The organism is Geobacter hydrogenophilus (assembly GCF_018501225.1).
In the GTDB taxonomy this organism is placed as follows: domain Bacteria; phylum Desulfobacterota; class Desulfuromonadia; order Geobacterales; family Geobacteraceae; genus Geobacter; species Geobacter hydrogenophilus.
On the sequence record NZ_JAHCZI010000019.1, the window covers coordinates 21789 to 42985 of the forward strand.

20 protein-coding genes are annotated in these 21197 nt (G+C 57.1%); 13 read left to right on the plus strand and 7 right to left on the minus strand.

The annotated features are described in order from the left end of the window. Positions 1-75: 75 nt before the first annotated feature. The 5 genes from KI811_RS17915 to ubiE form a co-directional block, all read right to left on the minus strand. On the minus strand, positions 76-327 hold the full coding sequence (locus KI811_RS17915; RefSeq protein WP_004513428.1) for an FmdB family zinc ribbon protein: 252 nt from the start codon (positions 325-327) through the stop codon (positions 76-78). Between the two features lie 107 nt (positions 328-434). Beyond that, a complete protein-coding gene (locus KI811_RS17920; protein ID WP_214187838.1) occupies positions 435-743 on the minus strand; it encodes a DUF167 domain-containing protein in 309 nt (102 codons plus the stop codon). Further along, positions 733-1182 (minus strand): DivIVA domain-containing protein, encoded by a 450-nt coding sequence (locus KI811_RS17925; protein ID WP_214187839.1) that lies wholly within the window; start codon positions 1180-1182, stop codon positions 733-735. Before KI811_RS17925 ends, KI811_RS17920 begins: the two co-directional genes overlap by 11 nt. Then, the gene (locus KI811_RS17930) at positions 1179-1496 is read right to left on the minus strand and encodes a YggT family protein (RefSeq protein WP_214187840.1); all 318 of its coding nucleotides are present in this window, start codon (positions 1494-1496) and stop codon (positions 1179-1181) included. The genes KI811_RS17925 and KI811_RS17930 overlap by 4 nt, the downstream gene beginning before the upstream one ends. Before the next feature lie 72 nt (positions 1497-1568). After that, complete coding sequence (gene ubiE, locus KI811_RS17935) at positions 1569-2288, minus strand: bifunctional demethylmenaquinone methyltransferase/2-methoxy-6-polyprenyl-1,4-benzoquinol methylase UbiE (RefSeq protein WP_214187841.1); 720 nt, start codon at positions 2286-2288, stop codon at positions 1569-1571. A 196-nt stretch (positions 2289-2484) separates the two neighbouring features. Here ubiE and cdaA point away from each other — a divergent pair, with 196 nt between their 5' ends. The 4 genes from cdaA (at position 2485) to KI811_RS17955 (ending at position 7177) form a co-directional block, all read left to right on the plus strand. Continuing rightward, the gene (gene cdaA, locus KI811_RS17940) at positions 2485-3900 is read left to right on the plus strand and encodes a diadenylate cyclase CdaA (protein ID WP_214187856.1); all 1416 of its coding nucleotides are present in this window, start codon (positions 2485-2487) and stop codon (positions 3898-3900) included. A gap of 97 nt (positions 3901-3997) precedes the next feature. Beyond that, complete coding sequence (locus KI811_RS17945) at positions 3998-5023, plus strand: C40 family peptidase (protein ID WP_214187842.1); 1026 nt, start codon at positions 3998-4000, stop codon at positions 5021-5023. 71 nt (positions 5024-5094) lie between these two features. Next, positions 5095-5508 (plus strand): (deoxy)nucleoside triphosphate pyrophosphohydrolase, encoded by a 414-nt coding sequence (locus KI811_RS17950; protein ID WP_214187843.1) that lies wholly within the window; start codon positions 5095-5097, stop codon positions 5506-5508. Then, entirely contained in the window at positions 5486-7177 is a 1692-nt protein-coding gene (locus tag KI811_RS17955; RefSeq protein WP_214187844.1) for a B12-binding domain-containing radical SAM protein, read from the plus strand. The genes KI811_RS17950 and KI811_RS17955 overlap by 23 nt, the downstream gene beginning before the upstream one ends. 38 nt (positions 7178-7215) lie before the next feature. On the opposite strand, the gene KI811_RS17960 is transcribed toward KI811_RS17955, so the two are convergent. Further along, complete coding sequence (locus KI811_RS17960) at positions 7216-7653, minus strand: hypothetical protein (RefSeq protein ID WP_004513438.1); 438 nt, start codon at positions 7651-7653, stop codon at positions 7216-7218. 85 nt (positions 7654-7738) lie between these two features. Then, positions 7739-10978, minus strand: coding sequence for a YhdP family protein (locus tag KI811_RS17965; RefSeq protein ID WP_214187845.1), 3240 nt, complete (start codon positions 10976-10978; stop codon positions 7739-7741). A 152-nt stretch (positions 10979-11130) separates the two neighbouring features. On the opposite strand from KI811_RS17965, the gene smc reads away from it, so the two are divergent. The 9 genes from smc to tyrS all read left to right on the plus strand — a co-directional run bounded on the left by smc (position 11131) and on the right by tyrS (position 21127). Continuing rightward, positions 11131-14658, plus strand: coding sequence for a chromosome segregation protein SMC (gene smc, locus KI811_RS17970; protein WP_214187846.1), 3528 nt, complete (start codon positions 11131-11133; stop codon positions 14656-14658). 13 nt (positions 14659-14671) lie between these two features. Continuing rightward, a complete protein-coding gene (locus tag KI811_RS17975; protein WP_214187847.1) occupies positions 14672-15031 on the plus strand; it encodes a roadblock/LC7 domain-containing protein in 360 nt (119 codons plus the stop codon). Position 15032: 1 nt separating this feature from the next. Continuing rightward, on the plus strand, positions 15033-16088 hold the full coding sequence (ftsY, locus tag KI811_RS17980) for a signal recognition particle-docking protein FtsY (RefSeq protein ID WP_214187848.1): 1056 nt from the start codon (positions 15033-15035) through the stop codon (positions 16086-16088). 57 nt (positions 16089-16145) lie between these two features. After that, on the plus strand, positions 16146-16322 hold the full coding sequence (locus KI811_RS17985; RefSeq protein ID WP_214187849.1) for a cell division protein ZapB: 177 nt from the start codon (positions 16146-16148) through the stop codon (positions 16320-16322). Continuing rightward, positions 16322-16612, plus strand: a complete 291-nt coding sequence (locus KI811_RS17990) for a cell division protein ZapA (RefSeq protein ID WP_214187850.1) — start codon at positions 16322-16324, stop codon at positions 16610-16612. Before KI811_RS17985 ends, KI811_RS17990 begins: the two co-directional genes overlap by 1 nt. A gap of 355 nt (positions 16613-16967) precedes the next feature. After that, positions 16968-17537, plus strand: a complete 570-nt coding sequence (locus KI811_RS17995) for a 5-formyltetrahydrofolate cyclo-ligase (RefSeq protein WP_214187851.1) — start codon at positions 16968-16970, stop codon at positions 17535-17537. Positions 17538-17558: 21 nt separating this feature from the next. Continuing rightward, the gene (gene rny, locus KI811_RS18000; protein ID WP_214187852.1) at positions 17559-19121 is read left to right on the plus strand and encodes a ribonuclease Y; all 1563 of its coding nucleotides are present in this window, start codon (positions 17559-17561) and stop codon (positions 19119-19121) included. After that, the gene (locus tag KI811_RS18005; protein ID WP_214187853.1) at positions 19111-19899 is read left to right on the plus strand and encodes a TIGR00282 family metallophosphoesterase; all 789 of its coding nucleotides are present in this window, start codon (positions 19111-19113) and stop codon (positions 19897-19899) included. Before rny ends, KI811_RS18005 begins: the two co-directional genes overlap by 11 nt. 16 nt (positions 19900-19915) lie before the next feature. Next, the gene (gene tyrS, locus KI811_RS18010) at positions 19916-21127 is read left to right on the plus strand and encodes a tyrosine--tRNA ligase (RefSeq protein WP_214187854.1); all 1212 of its coding nucleotides are present in this window, start codon (positions 19916-19918) and stop codon (positions 21125-21127) included. The last annotated feature ends 70 nt before the right edge of the window (positions 21128-21197 follow it).

The window sequence follows — 21197 nt, forward strand, 5'->3', positions numbered from 1 at the left end:
GAGCTAAACGAAAAATCCCCCGACTCACTGAGCCGGGGGATGTGATGGTGTGGAAAAAGAAGTGGGGTTGCCAGGTTATGCTGCTGCCGATGGGCAGCCGGCGCAGCTTCCGCCCGAGGGGCAGGACGGGGCTTCAGACTTCTTGCCGCCGCTGTTGTACCCTTCGGCGTACCATCCTCCTCCCTTGAGGGCGAACCCCGACTGGGAGATGAGCTTTTGCACGGGACCGCCGCACGAAGGACATTCCTTCGCCGGTTCGTCGGAAAACTTCTGGCGCAGCTCGAACTGCTTGTTGCACTCGGTGCATTGGTATTCGTAGAGTGGCATGACACAACCTCCTGCGGTAATCGTTGATTCACTATAGTAATTCACTACGGAAGTTGTCAACCCCGTGTGTGGATGATTGGTGGCGCAATGTATGAACGGTGGGGAAACTAGGGGAGTAGGTCGCGAACAGACTGAGACGTGGCACCGGCAACCCGAATCGTCTTGTGCCGCGATTTATCCCCGGCAATTATGGTGACGGCTGACTTGGGGACCCTAAGAAGTTTTGCGAGGTATTCAGTGCAGAGGCGGTTCGCTTCCCCCTCAACGGGGGGGGATGTCAGGCGAAGCTTGATGGCATCCCCCTGGATGCCGCAGATTCCGTTTTTTGAGGCACGGGGTTGAACGTATACGGAGAAGGTGACGCCATCAGTGTTTTCCGTGATTCTGAGTTCCCCGGAAGGGGTGTCACTCTTCATCAAGGGCGAGCATTTTGTAGTGAGTGTCGAGGAGGGACTTGAAGGAACTCTCGAATTGGAGCCGCTGGCGACGGATTTCCTGGATCTGGTCGTTGAGTTGGGAGAGCCTGCGTTCGGCATCGGCCACGATCTTCTCTGCCTTCACCTCGGCCTCGGAGACGACCAGCGCCGCTTCTTTCTGGGCGTTCGCCTTCATTTCCTCGGTGATCTTCTGGGCGGCGAGCATGGTTTCCCGCAGGTTCTTCTCCTGCTGGGCCATCTGTTCCATCTCGACGGTTGCCCTCTTGCACTGCTCCTTCAGTTCGGCGTTCTCCCGCACGAGGCTTTCCATCTCCTCCGCGACCGTCTGGAGAAAGGCGTCCACTTCATGGGGATCGAGCCCGCCAAGCATCTTGCCCTTGAACTGCTGCTGCTGGATGTCAAGCGGGGTAATTCTCACGGCATCCCTCCCATTCCGAGTTTCATCTTGTAGGCAAGGTCGTAGATGCTTCGCACCAGGAAGCTTTGAAGAAAGTAAATGGCGACGAGCACGATGATCGGTGACAGGTCGAGCCCACCCATGTCGGGAAGGAACCTGCGAACTCGCGAGAGGATCGGCTCGGTGCTCCGGTAGAGGAAGTTCACGATGGGGTTGTAGGGGTCGGGATTAACCCAGGAGATGATTGCCCGGGCGATGAGGATGTAGAGATAGATGGTGAGGAGGATGTCGGCAATCTTGGCGACGGCCAGGAGGAAGTTGGCAAGCACGAACATGGTGTGCCCCTTGGTGGTGGATGAACGACTGTCGCGTTATACAGGAAACAGCGGCCAAGTGTCAAGAAAGCGTCAGCTTTGAGCGGCTTTTTCACCTGTGTAGACCGTCGCGATTCCAAAGGTGAGATCGCGGTGGGTGGTGGAACGGAAACCAACGGAGCCCATGAGAGCCTTGAATTCCTCTTGCGACGGAAACTCCAGCACGGAATCGGGAAGGTACTTGTAGGCGCTGAAGTTGGAGAAAAGCCCGCCGATCGCAGGCAGCAAACGGAGAAAGTAGAAATAATAGACCCGTTTGAAGAACTGTGAGCGGGGAGTGGAGAATTCGAGAATGACGGCCCGGCCACCGGGTTTCAGGATCCGCAGCATTTCCGCCAGCCCCTGGCGCCGGTCGACCACGTTGCGGATGCCGAAGGCGATGGTGACCGAGTCAAACGTATTGTCGGGAAAGGGGATCGCCTCGCAGGGTGCGATTTCCAGGGTGATTCGGCGGGCATAGGGGGATTGCGCAACCTTCTCGCGGCCGAGCACCACCATTCCTTCCGTGATGTCGATGCCGACGATGGAGACCGAGTCGGGGGTTTGGCGGGCAATTTCCAGCGCCACGTCGCCGGTTCCGGTGGCAACGTCGAGGATTTTCCCCCCCTCGCTCCATCGGACGCACTTCACGGCGATGCGCCGCCAGCGCCGGTCAATGCCGAAGCTCAGAAGCCGGTTGAGGAAGTCGTACCGGGGGGCAATGTCGGAGAACATCTCCCGGATTTGCTCGCCTTTTTCGCTCAGTTTATACATCGTAAATTTTCTATCCTTTTGTGGGTAATGGTGGTATAAATCCTGATTCTTTCTGGGCATACAGCCCGATGTTTTTAGCACAAAACCTCACTCCATGCCAGAAAAAAGGGATTTTCGGAGCGTGGTGGTGCGGGTTCCCAGGGGCGTCCCCCTGCATGGACTTGGGGCGAATCGAGAAAGGGAAGGGTAAGTGGAGATGGTTCCCGTGATCCGGTGGCAGGATGTCGCCGACATCATCATTATGAGCTTTCTTGCCTATCAGCTTTACAGCTGGTTCAGGCATACCAGGGCCATGCAGGTTCTTATCGGCATGGTCTTTCTGGTGGGGGTATATTTTGTTACCAAGAACCTGGGGCTCTTTATGACGAGCTGGATACTCCAGGAACTCGGCACGGTCCTCTTTGTTCTCATTATTGTCATTTTTCAGGCGGAGATCCGGCAGGCTCTCTACCGCTTCAGTCTGTTGCGGAATTTCTTCGGAAGGCAGGATGGCGGAGGGTTGATTGACCTTGCGGATATTTCCGCAACAATCTTTCGCCTTGCCAAAGAGCGCACCGGCGCAATCGTTGTCTTTCAGCGGCATGAATCGCTCGATGATTACCTTCTTCATGGTGTCCCCCTCGACAGTATTCCGAACGGGCAGCTCATCGAATGCATTTTCCAGGACGGAACTCCTCTCCATGACGGCGCCGTAATCGTTAAGGAGGGGCGTATAACCCAGGCATCGTGCCACCTTCCCCTTTCGATGAAGACAGAACTCCCCCGTCATTTCGGTACCAGGCATCGTGCAGGAATCGGCCTCAGTGAGCGCTGTGATGCCGCCGTGGTAATCGTGTCCGAAGAACGGGGGGAGGTTGGCCTGGCACTTGCAGGAGAGATTGAGACAATTGCAACAGCCGAGAGTCTAGCGGAAAAACTCCAGGGACTCCTCTATCCCCAGCGCCAGGAGAAGGTTCATATTTCGCTGGGACAGCGGTTGGTTAGCAATCTTGTCCCCAAGCTTGTGACTACGTTGGTGGTGTTTGTCAGCTGGCTCATTATTACGACTAAGCAGGGGGCGATTTTTACGGTCACTGTCCCGATCAAATTCCATAACTTGCCGGGAAATGCGGTGCTGTTGAAAAGCAGTCCCGAGGAGGTGGAGGCCCAACTCAAGGTCTTTTCGAGCCTCATCCCGTCGCCGAAGCAACTCGACGTCGTAGCCGACCTGGATCTCGCCAACGTAAGGGAGGGGAGCAATACTCTGGCTATCACGGAGAGTGACCTGAACCTTCCTCTCGGGGTTGTGGTCACCAGCGTGAATCCGTCGGTGGTAAAAGTGAGCATCAGCAAGAAGATCAAGAAGACTCTCCAGGTCCGACCTGTACTAAAGGGGATCCCCTCGGGGCGGCAACGGCTGCAACGGGTGCGTGTTGAGCCTCAGGAGGTGGTTGTGGAGGGGCCGGAACATGTGTTGGCGGGCCTCGATACCCTTAACACCGAAGTAATTAACCTGGAGGGAATCCGCCAAAGTGCCGTTGTCGAGTCAAGGCTTGTCTCGCCGTCGTCGCAGCTCAGGATCCTGAATGACGAGCCCGTCAGGGTGCGGATCGTGACCACGGGAAGACGCTGATGCCGGCCGGGGGGAATAAAGGTTGACAGATGAGAGATGGTTTGTTATAAAAAGCACGTTTTCGTTTCGATTTAATAAAACAAATAAAGGAGGGGATATGAGCCTGCGATTGCGACTTACTGCGCTTTCCGTAATCCTCTTAGCCTTTCCCGCCCTGTCCCACGCCGCAAAAACCCACAAGATCAGAAAAAGCGAAACCGTTTACTCCATCGCAAAGAAGTACCACGTTAGTGCGAAAGATCTAAAGTCGGCCAACAACCTCACTAATGCCCGGATAAAGCCGGGAGCTGTGCTCGTCATTCCGTCTCGCGCCGCAGCAGAGTCAAGCGCCGACTCTTCCACGCCTGCCAGCTATAAGGTGAAAAAAGGTGATACTCTGGCGAAGGTTGCGCGAAAAACCGGTGTTTCCGTGGCTGAGCTGCGACGTTTGAACGGCATAGGGAAAGGCAGGCTCAAGCCTGGCCGTCTCCTTGCGCTCCGGGCAGTGGAATCCGATGAAGCGGTTACCGCGAAGCTTTCCCTGAAAAAGCCCCTGAAAAACCTTGATATCTATGATGAAAAAGAATACGAGCAGAGTTTGAGCGAGTTGGTGGAGCTGGACCCGAACCGTCCAGCTGACTTCACGAAGAGCGTAAAACTCGATGTCGATGGCGTCTCTGAACTCAAAAAAACTGCCTACAGCTTCATCGGCACCAAGTATCGTTTCGGCGGCACCACCCGTCGGGGGCTCGACTGCTCCAGTTTTGTCCAGCACGTCTTCCGTGAGCTCGACGTAGCTCTTCCCCGCACGGCCCGGGAACAGTTTCATGTGGGAAATGCGGTTGCTCCCGGTGACCTGCAGAGGGGTGACCTCCTCTTCTTCCAGACCTACGCGCGTTTCCCGTCCCATGTTGGCATCTATCTCGGCAACAACAAGATGATTCACGCCTCGTCGCGAGACCGTCGGGTCGTTATTTCCTCTGTCGATACTCCCTACTACCGTTCCCGCTTCCTTGGCGCGAAGAGGATTGCCGAAGTTAATCCTGATATCCTGAAACTCGATGACCTGATTTCCGGTGTTGAGGAAGAAGGGCTCGAGGAAATTTTGACGAATGACACCCTTGGGGTCAGTCTTTTGAAATAGGGTTTTCGCCCTGCGTCGTTTGCGCACGAAAAAATCCGGCTCTTGCGGCCGGATTTTTTTTTGAGGTGTCCATGCTTCCTCTTATCGTGACAGCCGCCGTTATTGAGCATGAAGGCAAGATCCTTTTAACCAGGAGAAAGCCCGATGCTCCCTATCCGCTGCTCTGGGAGTTCCCCGGTGGCAAGCTGGAGCCCGAGGAACACCCCGAAGCTTGCATTGTTCGGGAGGTTCGCGAGGAACTGGCCATGGATGTTTCTGTTCAGGGGATATATGATGTGGTCTATTACCGTTATCCCGAGCGGCCAGTGTTGGTTTTGGCCTACCGGTGCGCCTGGACCGGTGGGGAATTACGCGAACTGGACGTGGCCGGCCACAGTTGGGCTGATCCCGCGGATATTCTCCGGTTCGATCTCCTTCCCGCCGACTACCCTCTGGCAAAGAAGATAGTTCACGAGTTCAGCGATGCGGATACTACTCGTCTCTAGGCCCCATCCCGAAGGTGCCCGTGACCCGTTCACCTCACTCCTGCCCACGGGGCTCGGCTACCTCAACGCTGTTCTGAGCGAAAACGGTTTTGCGTCCTCCCTTGCCAACCTCTCTGCTGCTTCCTGGCGCCAAGTGGAAGAACTGCTCCGACGGGAGCGTCCTGCCATCCTTGGCATCTCAGTTTTTACCCACAACCGTTTTGAATCCCTTCGTCTGGCCGCTTTGGCGAAGAAAGTCGACCCCGCCTGTCTGACAATCTTTGGTGGTCCCCATGCAACCCATGCTTTCGAGTCGATCCTGATTAAGTATCGGGAGGTGGACGCGGTGATCCTCGGTGAGGGAGAGGAGACTTTTCTCGACCTCGCACGGGCTGTCGAGCGGGGCGATCGCAGTCTGGCCGGCATAGCGGGACTGGCTTATCGCAAGGGCACCAAGGTTCACTACGCGAAGCGCCTCCCTGTTGCGGACCTCGACGCGCTCCCGCTGCCGGCACTTCACATGGATGATGCCTGGGGATGCGACGTGCGCCGCCAGTTGGAATTCATCATCACCTCCCGCGGATGTCCCGCTGCCTGCCGCTTCTGTTCGTCGCCGCGCTTTTGGGGGAAGTCGCTCCGTTTCCGCTCGCCACGAGTCATGGTCGATGAGATCCGCGCCATTCGCGACCGCTACGGCCTTATCTATTTTTCTCTCCGTGACGATACCTTTACTGTCCGCAAGGATCGGGTGATTGACTTTTGCCGGTTGCTCCTGGAGGAAAAGGTCCATATCCTCTGGAACTGCCAGTCGCGGGTGAATGCCGTGGACGAGGAGATGCTCATCTGGATGCGTAGGGCCGGGTGCGAATGCGTCCAGTACGGCGTCGAGTCGGGGTCGGAGAAAATACTCGCCTATCTCGGTAAGCAGATCACCCCTGAGCAGGTGCGAAGGGCGGCTAGGGCCACCCGCCGTGCCGGGATAAGCCTCTCCATTTACCTGATCACCGGAGTGCCCGGGGAAACCGACGATGACCTGCAGGCGACCCTTACGCTCGTCAACGACGTCCTCCCCCATGACGGCCATGTGGCGCCCTTGGCATACTACCCCGGGACTGCTCTCTTCGATGAAGCGGTGAGAGAGGGGAGGGTGAGCGCTGATCTCTTTGAAAGGGAGAGGGGAGCGGCCCTGTATGTGCGAAGCGATCCGTTCGTTACCCGCTCGATGGAGACGCTTTTGCGGGCATTAACCCGTGTCGGGAGGAAAGCCCGGTTTGGGCCGGCCGATTTCGCTGCCCAGCGCGAGTTCCTTGGCTACTGCCACGGGACGAATCTTGGGCAGGGTGAGTGGCTTGAAGTCAAAGGAGATATAGGAAAGGCTGAGACCCTGTATCGTGAGATCGTGGAGCGGCAACCGGAAAATCCCTGGGGGTGGCTGGCCCTTGGAGGTCTCCATGGTTCACGGGGAGAGGTGACGCGGGCAGGAAAGGCTTTTGAGCGGGCTATGTCACTTGTTCCCGCACATGTTCCCGCTTACCTGGCTCTTGGTGACCTGCGCCTAGAGGAGGGTGATCAAAGGGGAGCGAAGCAGCTATACGAGACGGCGAAAAGGCTTAATCCGCGGGATCCCGATGTCGGGGAGCGTTTGCGTATGGCGGTGGGGAAGCGTGGTACGAAAAAAGGCGACACCTGAAGGATGTCGCCTTTTTTTCGTTGCGGTGTTACCGGAAATTACTTGCCGGCAATCCGGACGCCCGGAGCGAAAATAATCTTTTCGAAGGTCCGGTTGAGGGTCTTGCTGTGGAAGTTGACCATCGGCGGTGAGTCGGGGAATTCGACTTCGTCGCCAACCTTGACCTTGGTTTGCATGACGGCAACCCAAAGTTTCTGGCCCTTTTCCTCTACCTCAAGATAGGTGTATCCGGCAGCGTCCATGGTGGAGACAACCTTTCCCTTATGGCCTGCACCGGCAGGTACTTCGACGGCCTTCAGGCCGGCGTGGGGGTTGGCGCCGCCGTGGACTGCATCACTGGGCATTTGGCCTTGGCCAGGCTGGGCGGGCATGCCGCTCTGCTGCGGTGCGGTAGTCTCAGGGGCTTTCGGCTTCTCCTTGCATCCGGCTGCGGCAAGCGATGCAACTGCAAGAGCGACCAATACTGTCTTTTTCACCTGTGTCCTCCTGTATGGTGTACGTTTCTCAACTGCTGAACAGTACCATAGGTCCCAAATAATTTACAACAGCAAAAAAAACCCTTTATTTCCCGATGATGACTTCACCCGTGTCGGTAATGAGTTTGGCGGGAAGCTGGAATAACCGTATAAAGATTCCGAGCACTCCCTTGGCCATGGACTTGACCGGCACGGCCTTGACGACGGGGTCGCTCCACTTCCCCTTGGCCTCGAAATAGGTGGAGATGAGGTGTTTGTCCTTGCCGGTAAGGATCCAGCCGACGATCGGTATCCGGTTTACCACCTTGTCGACGGTCTGGAGCGGCTGAACGCCCACTGTTGCGTCGATCTCTTCCTTGACGAGGTCAATGGAACCCACAGCCGAAATATTCATGGCGTTGCTGTCGATGAAGAAGTCTTTTGAAGACATGATCCCATCCCTGAGAGAGAGGGTTGCGTCGATCCGGTTATAGGGCATGCCGTCGGCAACCATGTCGGGGAGATGGAATGTGAAGAGTTGCGACACGTTCAGGAGGGAGAATATTTTGGAGAGCACCGAGTACCGCCGCAGTTTGCCGTTTTCGAGATGGAGCTTGACGCTGCCGAGGATGGTCCGCTTCAGTTCATCGGCGGTTTCTCCCTTGGCGGTGACGTCTGCATGAAGCGACAGGGAGCCGGTGATTATTTCATTGTGGAGCCTCAGGTTCAGCGCCTGGACCAGGTCATCGGCGGAAATTTTATCAGCCTTGAGATTTGTTTGGTAGCGGGTCGGGCCGTTAGAGCCGAAGTCGGCCCTGAAAGTTCCCGCAACCTGGCCACCGAAGGCGCCGCATTCGAAGGGCTGGAGATAGAGAATCCGGTTGTCGAGCATGGCAACCGTATGGAGCTTCCTGAACCGAAATCCTTTGAATTTTCCCTCTTCCGCAGTGACCGACGCCTTGATGGTGGCGGTGCCATTCTGGGCCGATGCTTTTGTGCTCCGTTCCAGACCGGCAAGAAGGAGGACATCTTCGACATTCAGGAAGGGAGAGGTAACCGTCATGTCGACCCGCGGGCTTTGTAGCCGTTCCACTGCCCCCTTCAAATTCAGGGCAGAATCATTCACCATGCCGGACAGTGACTTTACCTGGAGGGTGTCTTGGGCAAGGGTGACGGAACCTTGCACCTTCTTGATCTTCAGGCTCTTTCCCTCAGGGGCCTTTAGCCCCAGGTCGGCCACGTCGAGAGCGGGAGCGGAGAATTCGAGGGAGATGGCCGGGTTGTCAAAGTTGGTCACGGTTCCCGTGCCGACGAGGAGAGAGTTCCCCAGCATGGCTGAGAGCCGCGGTGTTTCCAGGGCGGTGCCCTTGAAGCGGATAGCACCGTTGATGTTGTGGACGCGCTTGATGCCCCCCGGTGGTTGGAATGCCGCTCCGGCAAGAAGGACATCCCCTGTCCAGTTCAGTCCGCCGATGGTTTCCGCGCTCCCGTCGGCACGGGCCGCAACCTGTATCCTCCCCTGGGGCTGATAGGACTTCACCCGTGGGAGCAGGGGGGCAAGGGTCGCCATCTCGAACTGGTTCGTCCGTATGTCGATATGGTTGGGAACATCTTTTCCCGGCCGATACCGGGTCGACAGGGCCAGCGAGAGGGGGGGGAGATTGTATTGGCAGGCAAAGGCGCTCATTCCTGGCTTTGAGAGGCTCATGCTAAAGGACAGCTGGTTGGCCACCCCAGCCGGCTTGGCGATGACATTGGTTACGTTGTAGCCGGCATTTGCCAGATTCCACTGGCCGGATAGGGTGTACGCGGACGTAAACCCGGCACCGGTAATGGTTAATGGCGTGTGTCCCGAGAACGAAAGTCCTCCGCCCAGGTGTTTTCCCAGGAGCCAAGCAAGTTCCTGCTGTTGAGGGGTGAATGCCGCGTTGAACGGATAGGACGATGGTGTGTCGAGGGGGTAGTCGGCAATCATTCCGTTCAGGGTGAATGGTGACGTACCAAACTTTCCCGACATGTTGCGCAGGATGAAGTTCTTGCCCGACAGCAACAGATCCCCTTTGATGCTGTTGAAGGAGGGGACGCCATTCCCCAGGTCCACGACACCCCCTTCCAGTGCCCGGGCCTTGATGGAGAGGATGTTGTAGTTCTGGTCCTTCTCCATGTGGAGGATCTGGCTCACCCTGCCATCGAGCCGTCCCTCGTCCAACCGGTACGTTCCCGCCTTGATGTACCGTTCGATGAACTGGGACGCATCGTCGGCGATGATGCCGAAGGGGATGTAGTAAAAGAACCTCTCCAGCTTGAAGGGATCGATGACGGCCCGGGCCACGATCCGCGGATCGTTGGTGTCGATGTCTCTGATGGCGCAATTCCCCTTGACCATGAGCCCGTCCATCCGGAAATCGACCGCTGAGACGTCAACCTGACGCCGGTCCCGCTTCAGCTTGTAGTCCAGTTGCAGGTCGCGGGGGGTGAGAACGGCGTGGAAGACCTTGGGATAGGAAAAGCGGAGACCGGCGACGTGGACTGTCCCCTTTGAGGTGAAGTCCGCCGCCGACCCGTGGATGGACGCCTTGACATCGAAGAGCCCCGCGAGGGGATCGAAGGGGACGAACCGGCCATAGTAGGGCCAGTAATGGGCAGCGGAAAGGTTCCTGGCCTCGACCTTCGCATCGATACGCGTTTCCGTCATGGGATGCCCCGCTCGCGGGAGATCTGCCGAACCGCGGGCGAAAAGCATCCCGGTGGTCGCTCCTTGCGCCAGGGTGGTTGCTAGGGTGAATTCTGTCTCTTTGCCGCGGACGATCCGGTCCAGTTCCAGATCGGTTTTCTCCAGTTTGGTCACAACTCCATTGGCGGTTGCCGCCTGGTCGGTGAAGGTAATCCTCCCGTCGTGGATACTGATCCCTCTCATACGGAGAGGAGGGGTCCCCTTTTTTTCTTCCAGCAGGTCGCTGATGTTGAAGGTGCCATCCTTGTTGCGGATGATCTGGATGGTCGGCCGTTCCACCATGAGCTTTCCAACGACGACTTTCCCTTCAAGGAGTGGCAGGAGCGCAAGGCGGAAGCTGACACGGTCTGCTGTGGCGAACGTTGTCAGACCGTCCCGTTCCTTGATGACAACCTTGGTAAAGCTGAATGCAGGGGTAAAGTGGAACGTTACCTCCCCTTTCTCGTACGTGACCTGGCGGTTAAGGTTCTTCTGGACTTCGGCAAGGATCTGGTCCTTGTAGGTGTCGAGTTCGTGGAAGCGCGCCAGAAAAAAGGTCGCGACACCGCCGGCAGCTATGCCCAGGATGAGCAGTATGGAGATGAGAAGGGTCTTTGCGCCGCGGGAGATCATGGGAAGGGGACCTTTCGTTTAGTCTGGGCCGCTGGAGAGTATACTCTTCGGCGGTCCGGGGAGGCAACCATCTTCGTGTCATGGGGGAAGGCCGGACACGGTGCCGGTCTGGTTGCATTGACACCCTCCTCTCTGATAGTATGACACGATTTATGAAAATCAAACGCCTCGACATATCCGGCTTCAAATCGTTTGTGGACAAGGTATCCCTCGACTTTCAGCAGGGGATAACCAGCATCGTCGGCCCCAACGGTTGCGGCAAATCCAATGTGGTGGACGCCATCCGCTGGGTCATGGGGGAGCAGTCGGCGAAGAACCTCCGTGGCAAGTCCATGGAGGACATTATCTTCGGCGGGAGCGAGTCCCGCAAACCCCTCGGCATGGCCGAGGTTTCCATGGTCTTCTCCACCGAAGACGGAAGGGTGCCGGCGAAATACCTGAACTACAGCGAAATTCAGGTGACGCGCCGCCTTTACCGCGACGGCGAGAGCGACTACTTCCTCAACAAGACCCCCTGCCGGCTCATGGATATCACCGAGCTTTTCATGGATACCGGTGTCGGTGCCCGGGCCTACTCCATCATCGAGCAGGGGAAGATCGGGATGATCCTCCACTCCAAGCCCGAGGAGAGGCGATTCCTCATCGAAGAGGCGGCCGGCGTCACCAAGTTCAAGGCCAAGAAGCAGGTGGCCCTGAAAAAGATCGATCTCACCCGTCAGAATCTTCTGCGTATCGGTGACATTCTGGCTGAGATTCGGCGGCAGCTCAACTCGCTCCAGCGCCAGGTCAAGAAGGCCGAGCGGTTCCGGGAGTACCGGGAGGAACTCAGGGAGATCGAGGTGGCCGCCATGGTCAGGCGCTTCTTGACCCTCAATACTGCCAAGGAGCAGGTGGAGGAGGCGCTTCGTCAGAGCGTTTCCCGGGCCTCCACCCTGGCGACGGACCTGGAGCAGCGCGAGCTGGGGCTCGACGAGCGGCGTCTAGCGCTGGTGGAGCGGGAACGGTCCCTGGCCTCCGCTCAGGAAGTGGTTTTTTCCCTCAAGGGGGAGATCCAGGGGCATGAGAGCAGGATCGAGTTCCAGCGAAAAGAGCTCGGGGGGCTTGAACGGCAGGAAGAACGGCTTGCAGGAGAGCTTGAGGGGTTGGAGAGCCAGCTTGCTGCGGCTGGTGAAGAACTCACCCGCCTCGTGGAGCAGAGCGGCACCTATGCTGTCGAGGCGGCGGGAGAAGAAGGCACCCTCGCCACCCGTGAGAAAGAACTGGAAGAGATGGCTGCTGCCGAACGGGAGCTCTCCACCGACCTGGAGGAGGTGCGGCGGGAGCATTTTTCCCTCCTGGCCGAGGTGGCACAGCTCAACAACCAGCGCACCGCCGCTGCCCGGCGCCTGGAAGGGCTTGCCGAACGGGCTGAGCGGAACCGTCGCGAGGGGCTCCTCCTCAACGAGCGGCTCGTGGAATCGTCGGGTCGGGCCACTGAGCTCGAGAAGGCCGTTGCAGGACTGGGCGACCAGAAGACTGAGCTTCAGGAGCGCCTGCCGTTGCTCACCCGCCGGGAGACGGAGTTGCGGGAACGCCTAGCCGACCTTGACCGGGAGATCGCTTCCCACCGTGATGAACTGAGCAGGAAATCATCACGCCTCCACTCACTCCAGGAACTGGAGGCCCAGTTTGCCGGCTATGGCCAGGGGGTCAGGAATCTTCTGCTGGCAGATACGTTCAGGGGGCGTTTCGCCGTCATTGCTGATTTCGTTGAAACCGCGCCCGAGTTCGAGACCGCCCTTGAGGCGGTACTGGCCGAGCGGCTCCAGTTCGTGGTCTGTCCCCAGGAGTCTGATGCCTTCGAGGCGCTCGCGTACCTCTCCGAGAGCGGCGGTGGACGCTGTTCCCTTGTTGCGGGAATCCCCTCCATGTCGGGCAGTGACGCCGCGCCCGACGGAGCGGTACCGATTCTCACCCACGTTACCATTGCCGAAGGACGAAACCCCGTTGTGGAGCACATCCTGGCGGGCACCTATCTGGTGGGGGACCTTGCGACGGCCTGTTCCCTTTCGCGGCTTCACCCCCGCAGCACCTTCGTAACCCCCCGTGGTGACGTTGCCTTTGGCGGCGGCATCGTGAGCGGCGGGTCGACTGAAGCTGCAGGTCCGGGGCTGGTCCACAAGAAGCGGGAGATTCGGGAGCTTACCGGCGAGGTGGAGCGTCTTGCTGCCGTGTTGAATGATCTCGACGCCACGCGGGACCGGACGCAGCAGGAACAGTCCGGCACCGAGGAGGAGTTGCGGGAGGTGCGCCAGAGCCTCCACCAGACTGATATCCAGCTCGTCAACGCCGAGAAGGATCTCATTCGGGCGAAGGAGGAAGTCCAGCGCGTCGAGGAGCGGCTTGCCGTCACCGGCATGGAGGACGATCAGCTCCGGGAGGAGCGTGAGACCCTTGAAGGTGAGATCGTGGACGCCGATACCCGGAAAGCCGTTCGCGAAGAGAAAAAAGGGGTCCTTGAGGCAGAGCTTGAGCGGCTCCAGGAAACCATCACAGTCAGGAAGCGCGAGATTGACGCAGCCCGTGAGGCGGTCACCACCCTCAAGGTCAGGGGAGCCCAGCTTCGGGAGAAAAAGGAGGCGGCCAGCCGCGCCCTGAAGCGGACCGAAGAACTCCAGTCAGACCTTCAGGCGCGGATTACCCGACATCGGGAAGAGCGGGAGCGGTGCGTTCAGGAACGCGAGCGGCTGGTTGCTTCTCTCGCCTGCGGTGATGGCGAGCTGAAATCCCTTCTGGCGCGCCACGCCGAAGCTGAAGGTGCCAGCGCGGCCTTCAAGCGCGAGTTCGACGGCCAGGCCGAGGCGGTCCGGGTCGAGGAAGGTGCTCTCCGGGAACTCCGTGTCCTTGCCGAGCAGGCGAAAAATGCCGTTGCCGCCGACAGGCTCAGGCAATCGGAGCTTACCCTGGAACTCAACCATCTCGTCACATCGCTCATGGAGAAGTACCGGCTTGAGATGCAGCCCCTCCTCCCGAAGTATGCCGACACCCCCTTCGACGAGGAAACGGCATCCCAGCGCCAGGAAGAGCTTTCGCGTCTCATCGATGAGATGGGGGAAGTGAACCTAACCGCCATCGAGGAGTACCGGGAACTGGACGAGCGTTTCACCTTCCTGGCGGGCCAGAAGGCCGACCTGGAGGAGTCGCTCCATTCGCTCCAGCAGGCGATCCAGCGGATCAACCGCACCACGCGCAAGCGGTTTCTCGAAACTTTCAACCTTGTGAATGAGAAATTTCAGGAGGTGTTCCCGCGCCTCTTTTGCGGCGGTCGGGCCGAGCTCAAGCTTACCAACGAAGAGGACCTTTTGGAAACCGGCATCGACATCATCGTCCAGCCTCCCGGAAAGAAACTCCAGAACGTGACCCTCCTCTCGGGGGGGGAAAAGGCCCTGACCGCCGTGGCGCTCATCTTTTCCATCTTCCTCATCAAACCGTCACCCTTTTGTCTGCTTGACGAGGTTGATGCTCCCCTCGATGACGCCAATATCGGGCGCTTCAACGACATGGTGCGAGAAATGAGCGAGATTTCCCAGTTCATCATCATCACCCACAACAAGGCGACCATGGCGGTTGCCGACACCCTCTACGGCGTTACCATGGAGGAGCCGGGGGTGTCCAAGATCGTTTCCGTCAAACTGAATTAGAGGAGGTCGACCGGTGTCGTTCAAAGCGATCCTGACCGAGCTGGTGCAGTCCGTTCCCGGGGCCACCGGTGCGATCATTGCCGACTGGGAGGGGGAGACGGTGGATCATGTCGCCCTCAGGGACGACTACGAGTTGAAAATCACCGCAGCCCATCTGGGAATCATTCTGACCCGGATGAAGGAGCTTCAGGGTCGGCTCTCTGCCGATCCCGTCCGTGAGGCGGTTATCACGCTGGCTGACCAGCGCGTGATTCTTGGTCCCATTGGAGACGACTATTTGTTGGTGTTGACCCTCGACAGGGAAGCCATCGCCGGTCGGGCTATGGTCAAATTCGAGCAGGTGCGGGATATTTTGCTCAAGGAGATTTACTGATATGGCGGAGGAAAAAAAGAGCTTCTTCAAGGGGTTGTGGAACAAGATTGCCGGTGCCGAAGGGGCAGAAGAGAGCCCGATTCCCGAGCGGAAGGCAGAAATGGTTGAACATCCTGTTCAGGCCGAGGAGCCGGAGGAGCCCAAGCCGGGGTTGTTCGAGCGCTTGCGCCAGGGGCTCAGCAAGACCCGCGACAGCCTCGTGGGGCGGATTGACCGGCTTGTTCTCGGCAAAAAAGAGATCGATGCTGACACTCTGGAGGAACTCGAAGAGATCCTCATCACCGCCGACATCGGTGTCCAGACCACGGTGGAACTTATCCGGATTCTGGAAGAGCGGCTCTCCCGCAATGAATTGAATGACGGTGCGGCTCTCCGTCAGACCCTCAAGGATGAGATTCTCAAACGGTTGAGCCGGGAGGTGAGACCCCTCGCCGTTGATTCCGCCTCCCCCTTCGTCATCATGGTCATTGGTGTCAATGGCGTTGGCAAGACGACCACCATTGGCAAGCTCGCCGCCCGGTTCTCGCGGGAAGGGAAAAAAGTAGTACTCGCGGCCGGCGATACGTTCAGGGCCGCTGCGGCCGAGCAGCTCGAGATCTGGGGCGAGCGGACCGGGTGCGATGTGGTTCGCCACAAGGAGGGAGCCGATCCCTCTGCCGTGGTCTTTGACGGCATCAAGGCCGCCGTGGCCCGCAAGGCGGACATCCTCATCGTCGACACGGCGGGGCGGCTCCATACCAAGGTAAACCTCATGGAAGAGCTCAAGAAGGTCCGCCGCATCATGGGCCGCGAGATCCCCGGCGCCCCCCACGAGACGCTGCTGGTTCTCGATGCCGCCACCGGCCAGAACGCCCTCTCACAGGCCAAGCTCTTCAAAGAGGCTGCCGAGGTGACCGGCATCGCCCTTACCAAGCTTGACGGCACGGCCAAGGGAGGGATCGTCGCAGCCATTTGCAATGAGTTCCGAATTCCGGTCCGCTATATCGGTGTCGGGGAAGGTGTCGACGACCTCCGGGACTTCGATCCGGCCGAGTTCGTGGATGCGCTCTTCCAATAATTGCCTTGACTTCACAGGGGCTCTGCAATAATATTTTAGGCCAAAAAAGGTATCCCAATGGACACAGAACTGTTCGCCGATCTCGAACGGCGCGTTGAGACTCTCGTGGAACGATACACCGCCCTTAAGCGGGAGAATGACGTCCTTCGCGAGGAAAACGGTCGGCTCCTGCAGGAGCGGGATGCCGTCAAGTCAAGAATAGACGGTGTTCTGAGGAAGCTCGAAGGGATCTGATGTCCGTGAAGGCTTCGCACCGCATCAGCGTGCTCGGCAAGGAGATTACCGTTAAGAGTTCGGCTTCCTTCGAGCATGTGCGTGAAGTGGAGGCACTCGTTAACCGCAAGCTGGCCGAAGCTCAGGCGTCGGTGCCGGTAGTCGGCGATCCCCAGGTTCCAATAATTCTTGCACTAATGAATTTGGCTGAATCATGCATCTCCCTTTCCCGGGAACTTGAGGAAAAGGGACAGGCCGATAAGGAAGTCATGAGTCGGTTGGTCAAACGTATCGACAGCGCTCTTCCCTGAAAGTATAGGCGGATGTAAGTGGTTTCGCGGTCTCCCCTGGGGAGATTTCACCATAAAGCAGTACGGTTTGGTCTGGAAAGTTCGATCAGTTACGACAGAAATGGCTTTGAGGCTGTTTCAAGGCACTACTGTTTCACTGATAGCAGGCTGCAGAAGTTCATCCGATGCTGAAAGGGTAAGCACGATTGACGTAATGCCGTAACCACACGCCATATTCGATTTACTCTAAAGCATACGCCCCCTCTGTTGCTGGTCACGCTTTCCTCCCCCCGTTCTCCTGCCGGAGACCCCGATTCCGGGACGATTTCCGTCCCGCGAAGCTTCTTTTTATTCAACTCAGCTGTGACAAGGTTCCATGCCCAAGAGAAAGCTTCGGCAATGCATGCTCGATAAACGGCGCACCTTGGTCGCCGAAGAACGGCTCTTTTTGGGGCACCTTATCCAGCAGGCATTTGTTGCGCTTCCTGAGTTTGCCGAGGCCCGTATTGTTGCTCTCTATTCGCCTATCGGAGGAGAGGTGGAGACGGGTGAGGTGATGGAGGCCGCCCTTAAGGAAGGAAAAATTGTGATCTTTCCGGTGGTCTGTGGGGATTGCCTCCGCTTTATCAAGGTTTCAGATCCAAGCGAGATGACCAAGGGAGCTTTCGGGATTGCCGAGCCCTGCCTTACCGGCGAAGCCTATCCCCCGGATGCTGCTGACCTTGTTGTCGTTCCCGGTGTCGCGTTCGATCGCGCCGGAAAACGAATAGGCTTCGGGAAAGGTTACTACGACAGGGCGCTCCATCATCTTGAGGGGAGCGGGAAACTTGTTGCTTTTTGCTACGACTTCCAACTTGTGGACGAGATTGTCGCTGAACCCCATGACGTCGCAGTCGATGTCATTATCACCGAGAAGAGAGTTATCGCTCTTCACGGTTATCAATAGATCAAGGGAGGTATCAAGACATTGAAGATAGAAATCGCCATTGTCCTAATCCTTGCAGCCGCCGGGCTCGGATACTTCGTGGGAAACATGCTGCGCAAGCGTATTTCCGACACCCTCGTCAGCAAGGCAGAAGAGCTTGCGTCAAAGATTGTCGATGACGCAAAGCGTGAAGCGGAAACGATAACCAAGGAAGCAGATCTCAAGGCCAAGGATGAAGTATTTCAGGCAAAGGCTGAGGCGGAGCGTGATGCCAAGGAGAAGCGCAAGGATCTTCAGGCTCTGGAAAAACGTCTCCAGCAGAAGGAAGAGAATCTCGACAAGAAGATGAACCTCTTTGACCAGCGCGACGCTGACCTTACGAAAAAGGATCAGGCGCTTCTTAACCGCGAGCAAGGACTTGTGCAGAAGGAAGAGAGGCTTGACGGTCTCATTGCAGAGCAAAGGGAAAAACTTGAGAGTATTTCCGGCCTTTCGTCTGCAGAAGCAAAGAAAATCCTTATGGATGCCATGGAGAGCGAGGCCAAGCTCGATGCCGCCAAGCGGATCAAGGTCATCGAGGAGGAGGCCCGCGAGACGGCCGACAAGAAGTCGAAGGAGATCATAGCCCTGGCCATCCAACGTTACGCGGGCGAGTACGTTGCCGAGCGGTCCGTGTCGGTCGTGGCGCTCCCTTCGGATGAGATGAAAGGGAGGATTATCGGTCGCGAGGGTCGGAATATCAGGGCACTGGAGGCTGCTACCGGCATCGATCTCATCATCGATGACACTCCCGAGGCGGTCATTCTGTCCGGGTTCAACCCGGTTCGTCGCGAAGTGGCAAAGATTGCCCTGGAAAAACTCATCACTGATGGCCGCATTCATCCCGGCCGCATTGAAGAAGTTGTGGCCAAGGCCGAAGAAGAAGTTGAGCTGACTATCAAAGAAGCTGGCGACCAGGCTGCTTTCGACCTTGGTGTACACGGCATTCACCCTGAAATATTGAAGCTGATCGGTCGCCTCAAGTATCGCACCTCTTACAGCCAGAATGTCTACCAACACTCTCTGGAGGTCGCGTTCCTCTGCGGCATCATGGCTTCCGAGCTTGGTGTCAACGTTAAGCAAGCCAAGCGCGCCGGCCTTCTTCACGATTTGGGCAAGGCGGTTGATCACGAGGTCGAGGGGTCCCATGCGGTTATTGGTGCGGAGCTTGCGCGCAAGTATGGCGAATCCCCCAAGATCGTTCACGCTATCATGGCTCACCACGAAGACGAGAAACCCAATACCGTTCTGGCGGTCCTTGTCCAAGCCGCCGACGCCTTGTCCGGTGCCCGCCCCGGAGCCCGGCGCGAGATGATGGAAACATACGTGAAACGTCTTGATGATCTGGAGCGTATTGCCACGTCGTTTGTCGGTGTCAACAATTCTTTCGCCATTCAGGCAGGACGCGAAATAAGGGTTATGGTTTCGAGTGATGAAGTCACCGACGAGCGGGCTGTTGTTCTCGCCAAAGACATAGCTAAGAAGATCGAAGCCGAGATGACCTACCCGGGGCAGATCAAGGTTAACGTGATCCGGGAAACCCGGGCCATTGAGTATGCCCGTTAATATCCTTTTTATTGGCGACATCGTTGGCGCCCCGGGCCGTCAGGCCGTGTCCCGTGAGCTCCATCGCCTCATTGACCGTTACCGGATAGATCTGGTCATAGCCAATGGTGAGAACGCGGCCGGCGGTTTCGGCATTACCGAAGAGAAGGCCCGCGAACTCTTTTCTCTCGGTATTGATGTGTTAACGAGCGGGAACCACGTCTGGGATAAAAAGGAATCATATTCCTATATCAGACGGGAGGAGCGTCTTGTGCGACCGGCTAACTATCCACCTGAGACGATTGGTCGAGGGAGCACGATCGTGCGAACCGCCGGAGGAATTAGTATCGGTATCCTCAACCTCGAAGGCCGCGTATTCATGAACAGTCTTGATTGTCCATTCCGTACGGCTGACCGGGAGATAGTTCGGCTTAAGGAACAAGCCAACATTGTCTTTGTTGATTTTCATGCCGAAGCCACTTCCGAGAAAGTTGCCTTGGGTTGGTACCTGGACGGCAAGGTGAGTGCCGTTATCGGAACGCACACCCATGTTCAGACAGCCGACGAGCGGATTCTTCCCGGTGGTACCGCCTATATGACAGACGCTGGAATGACGGGGAGTTTCGATTCGGTAATTGGTGTCAAAAAAGAGCTTGCTGTTGAGCGCTTCACAACCCAGATGCCGGTCCGGTTCGAAGTAGCAAAAAAAGATATACGTCTAAACGGAGCAGTCCTTGGAATCGATGAGATGAGCGGTTCCGCGCTTTCAGTTGAACGGATTTCACTTACGTGTTCGTGAGGAGGGAGAGAGTTCCATGTCGGTAGCTGAACAGATGGCGATCATCAAGCGCGGAGCGACAGAAATACTCCTTGAGAAAGAACTTGAGGAAAAGATCGAAAAATCACGGAGTACCGGGATTTCGTTGCGAATCAAGGCCGGATTTGATCCAACCGCACCCGACCTCCATCTCGGCCATACAGTTCTCTTGCACAAAATGCGTCAGTTTCAGCAGTTGGGCCACGAAGTCTGCTTTCTTATCGGCGACTTCACAGGGATGATCGGTGACCCCACAGGCAAGTCGGAGACCCGTAAGGCTCTTACCCGTGAAGATGTTCTTAAAAATGCTGAAACCTATAAAGAACAGGTGTTCAAGATACTGGATCCGGAGAAGACGCGGGTCGTCTTCAACTCCGAGTGGCTTGGGAAAATGACGGCCTCCGACATGATCGGGCTTGCGGCACAATCTACCGTAGCGCGGATGCTGGAGCGTGACGACTTCGGTAAACGATTTGCCAATCAGCTTCCTATCAGCATCCACGAATTTCTCTACCCACTCATCCAGGGATACGATTCTGTCGCACTCAAGGCTGATGTTGAACTCGGAGGGACGGATCAAAAGTTCAATCTCCTTGTTGGCCGCGAATTGCAGCGTGAATGGAAACAATCTCCCCAGAGCGTTATAACCATGCCTCTTCTTGAAGGTCTTGATGGTGTCAACAAGATGAGCAAGTCACTGGGAAACTATATCGGTATCAATGAGCCTGCCGATGAAATTTTTGGGAAAATCATGTCCATTTCGGACGAACTCATGCTCCGTTATTACGAGCTGCTCAGCGATCTGACGCTTGCGGAAATCGAAAAACTCAAAGTCTCTATCCGGGATGGTGAGGTGCATCCCATGGCGGCTAAGAAGCAGCTTGCTCGCGAAATTGTTGCTCGCTATCACAGTGCAGTTGCAGCCGATAATGCGGAGGAGGGTTTTGTCAGACGATTCCGTGATAACCAAACTCCGGAAGAAATGCCTGAATACATCTTGTCGGCTGAGGACGGCAAGGTGCTGCTGGGCAGATTGCTGGCTGAAGCAGGACTCGTAAAATCGAACAGTGAGGGGCGCCGCGCAATCAACCAGGGTGGCGTGAAGGTAAATGGAGAAAAGGTCACCAACGATATGCTCGAGCTTCCCGGTGTCGGAGAGTATGTCTTGCAGTTTGGCAAGCGGCGTTTCGCGAAGATTATATTTAAGTAAAAGCTAATCAAAATAAATCTTGACCGAATGTGGTGGGGGTGGTATAAACGCGTTTCCTTTTGACGGGGCG

Excerpts from the sequence above, each read along its gene's own strand:
- tyrS (WP_214187854.1), top strand. The coding sequence starts at position 19,916 with ATGTCGGTAGCTGAACAGATGGCGATCATCAAGCGCGGAGCGACAGAA.
- KI811_RS17950 (WP_214187843.1), top strand. The coding sequence starts at position 5,095 with ATGCTTCCTCTTATCGTGACAGCCGCCGTTATTGAGCATGAAGGCAAG.
- KI811_RS17930 (WP_214187840.1), bottom strand. The coding sequence starts at position 1,496 with ATGTTCGTGCTTGCCAACTTCCTCCTGGCCGTCGCCAAGATTGCCGAC.
- KI811_RS17995 (WP_214187851.1), top strand. The coding sequence starts at position 16,968 with ATGCCCAAGAGAAAGCTTCGGCAATGCATGCTCGATAAACGGCGCACC.
- KI811_RS17985 (WP_214187849.1), top strand. The coding sequence starts at position 16,146 with ATGGACACAGAACTGTTCGCCGATCTCGAACGGCGCGTTGAGACTCTC.
- KI811_RS17965 (WP_214187845.1), bottom strand. The coding sequence starts at position 10,978 with ATGATCTCCCGCGGCGCAAAGACCCTTCTCATCTCCATACTGCTCATC.
- KI811_RS17990 (WP_214187850.1), top strand. The coding sequence starts at position 16,322 with ATGTCCGTGAAGGCTTCGCACCGCATCAGCGTGCTCGGCAAGGAGATT.
- KI811_RS17920 (WP_214187838.1), bottom strand. The coding sequence starts at position 743 with ATGAAGAGTGACACCCCTTCCGGGGAACTCAGAATCACGGAAAACACT.
- ftsY (WP_214187848.1), top strand. The coding sequence starts at position 15,033 with ATGGCGGAGGAAAAAAAGAGCTTCTTCAAGGGGTTGTGGAACAAGATT.
- KI811_RS18005 (WP_214187853.1), top strand. The coding sequence starts at position 19,111 with ATGCCCGTTAATATCCTTTTTATTGGCGACATCGTTGGCGCCCCGGGC.
- smc (WP_214187846.1), top strand. The coding sequence starts at position 11,131 with ATGAAAATCAAACGCCTCGACATATCCGGCTTCAAATCGTTTGTGGAC.
- KI811_RS17955 (WP_214187844.1), top strand. The coding sequence starts at position 5,486 with ATGCGGATACTACTCGTCTCTAGGCCCCATCCCGAAGGTGCCCGTGAC.
- KI811_RS17945 (WP_214187842.1), top strand. The coding sequence starts at position 3,998 with ATGAGCCTGCGATTGCGACTTACTGCGCTTTCCGTAATCCTCTTAGCC.
- cdaA (WP_214187856.1), top strand. The coding sequence starts at position 2,485 with ATGGTTCCCGTGATCCGGTGGCAGGATGTCGCCGACATCATCATTATG.
- ubiE (WP_214187841.1), bottom strand. The coding sequence starts at position 2,288 with ATGTATAAACTGAGCGAAAAAGGCGAGCAAATCCGGGAGATGTTCTCC.
- KI811_RS17915 (WP_004513428.1), bottom strand. The coding sequence starts at position 327 with ATGCCACTCTACGAATACCAATGCACCGAGTGCAACAAGCAGTTCGAG.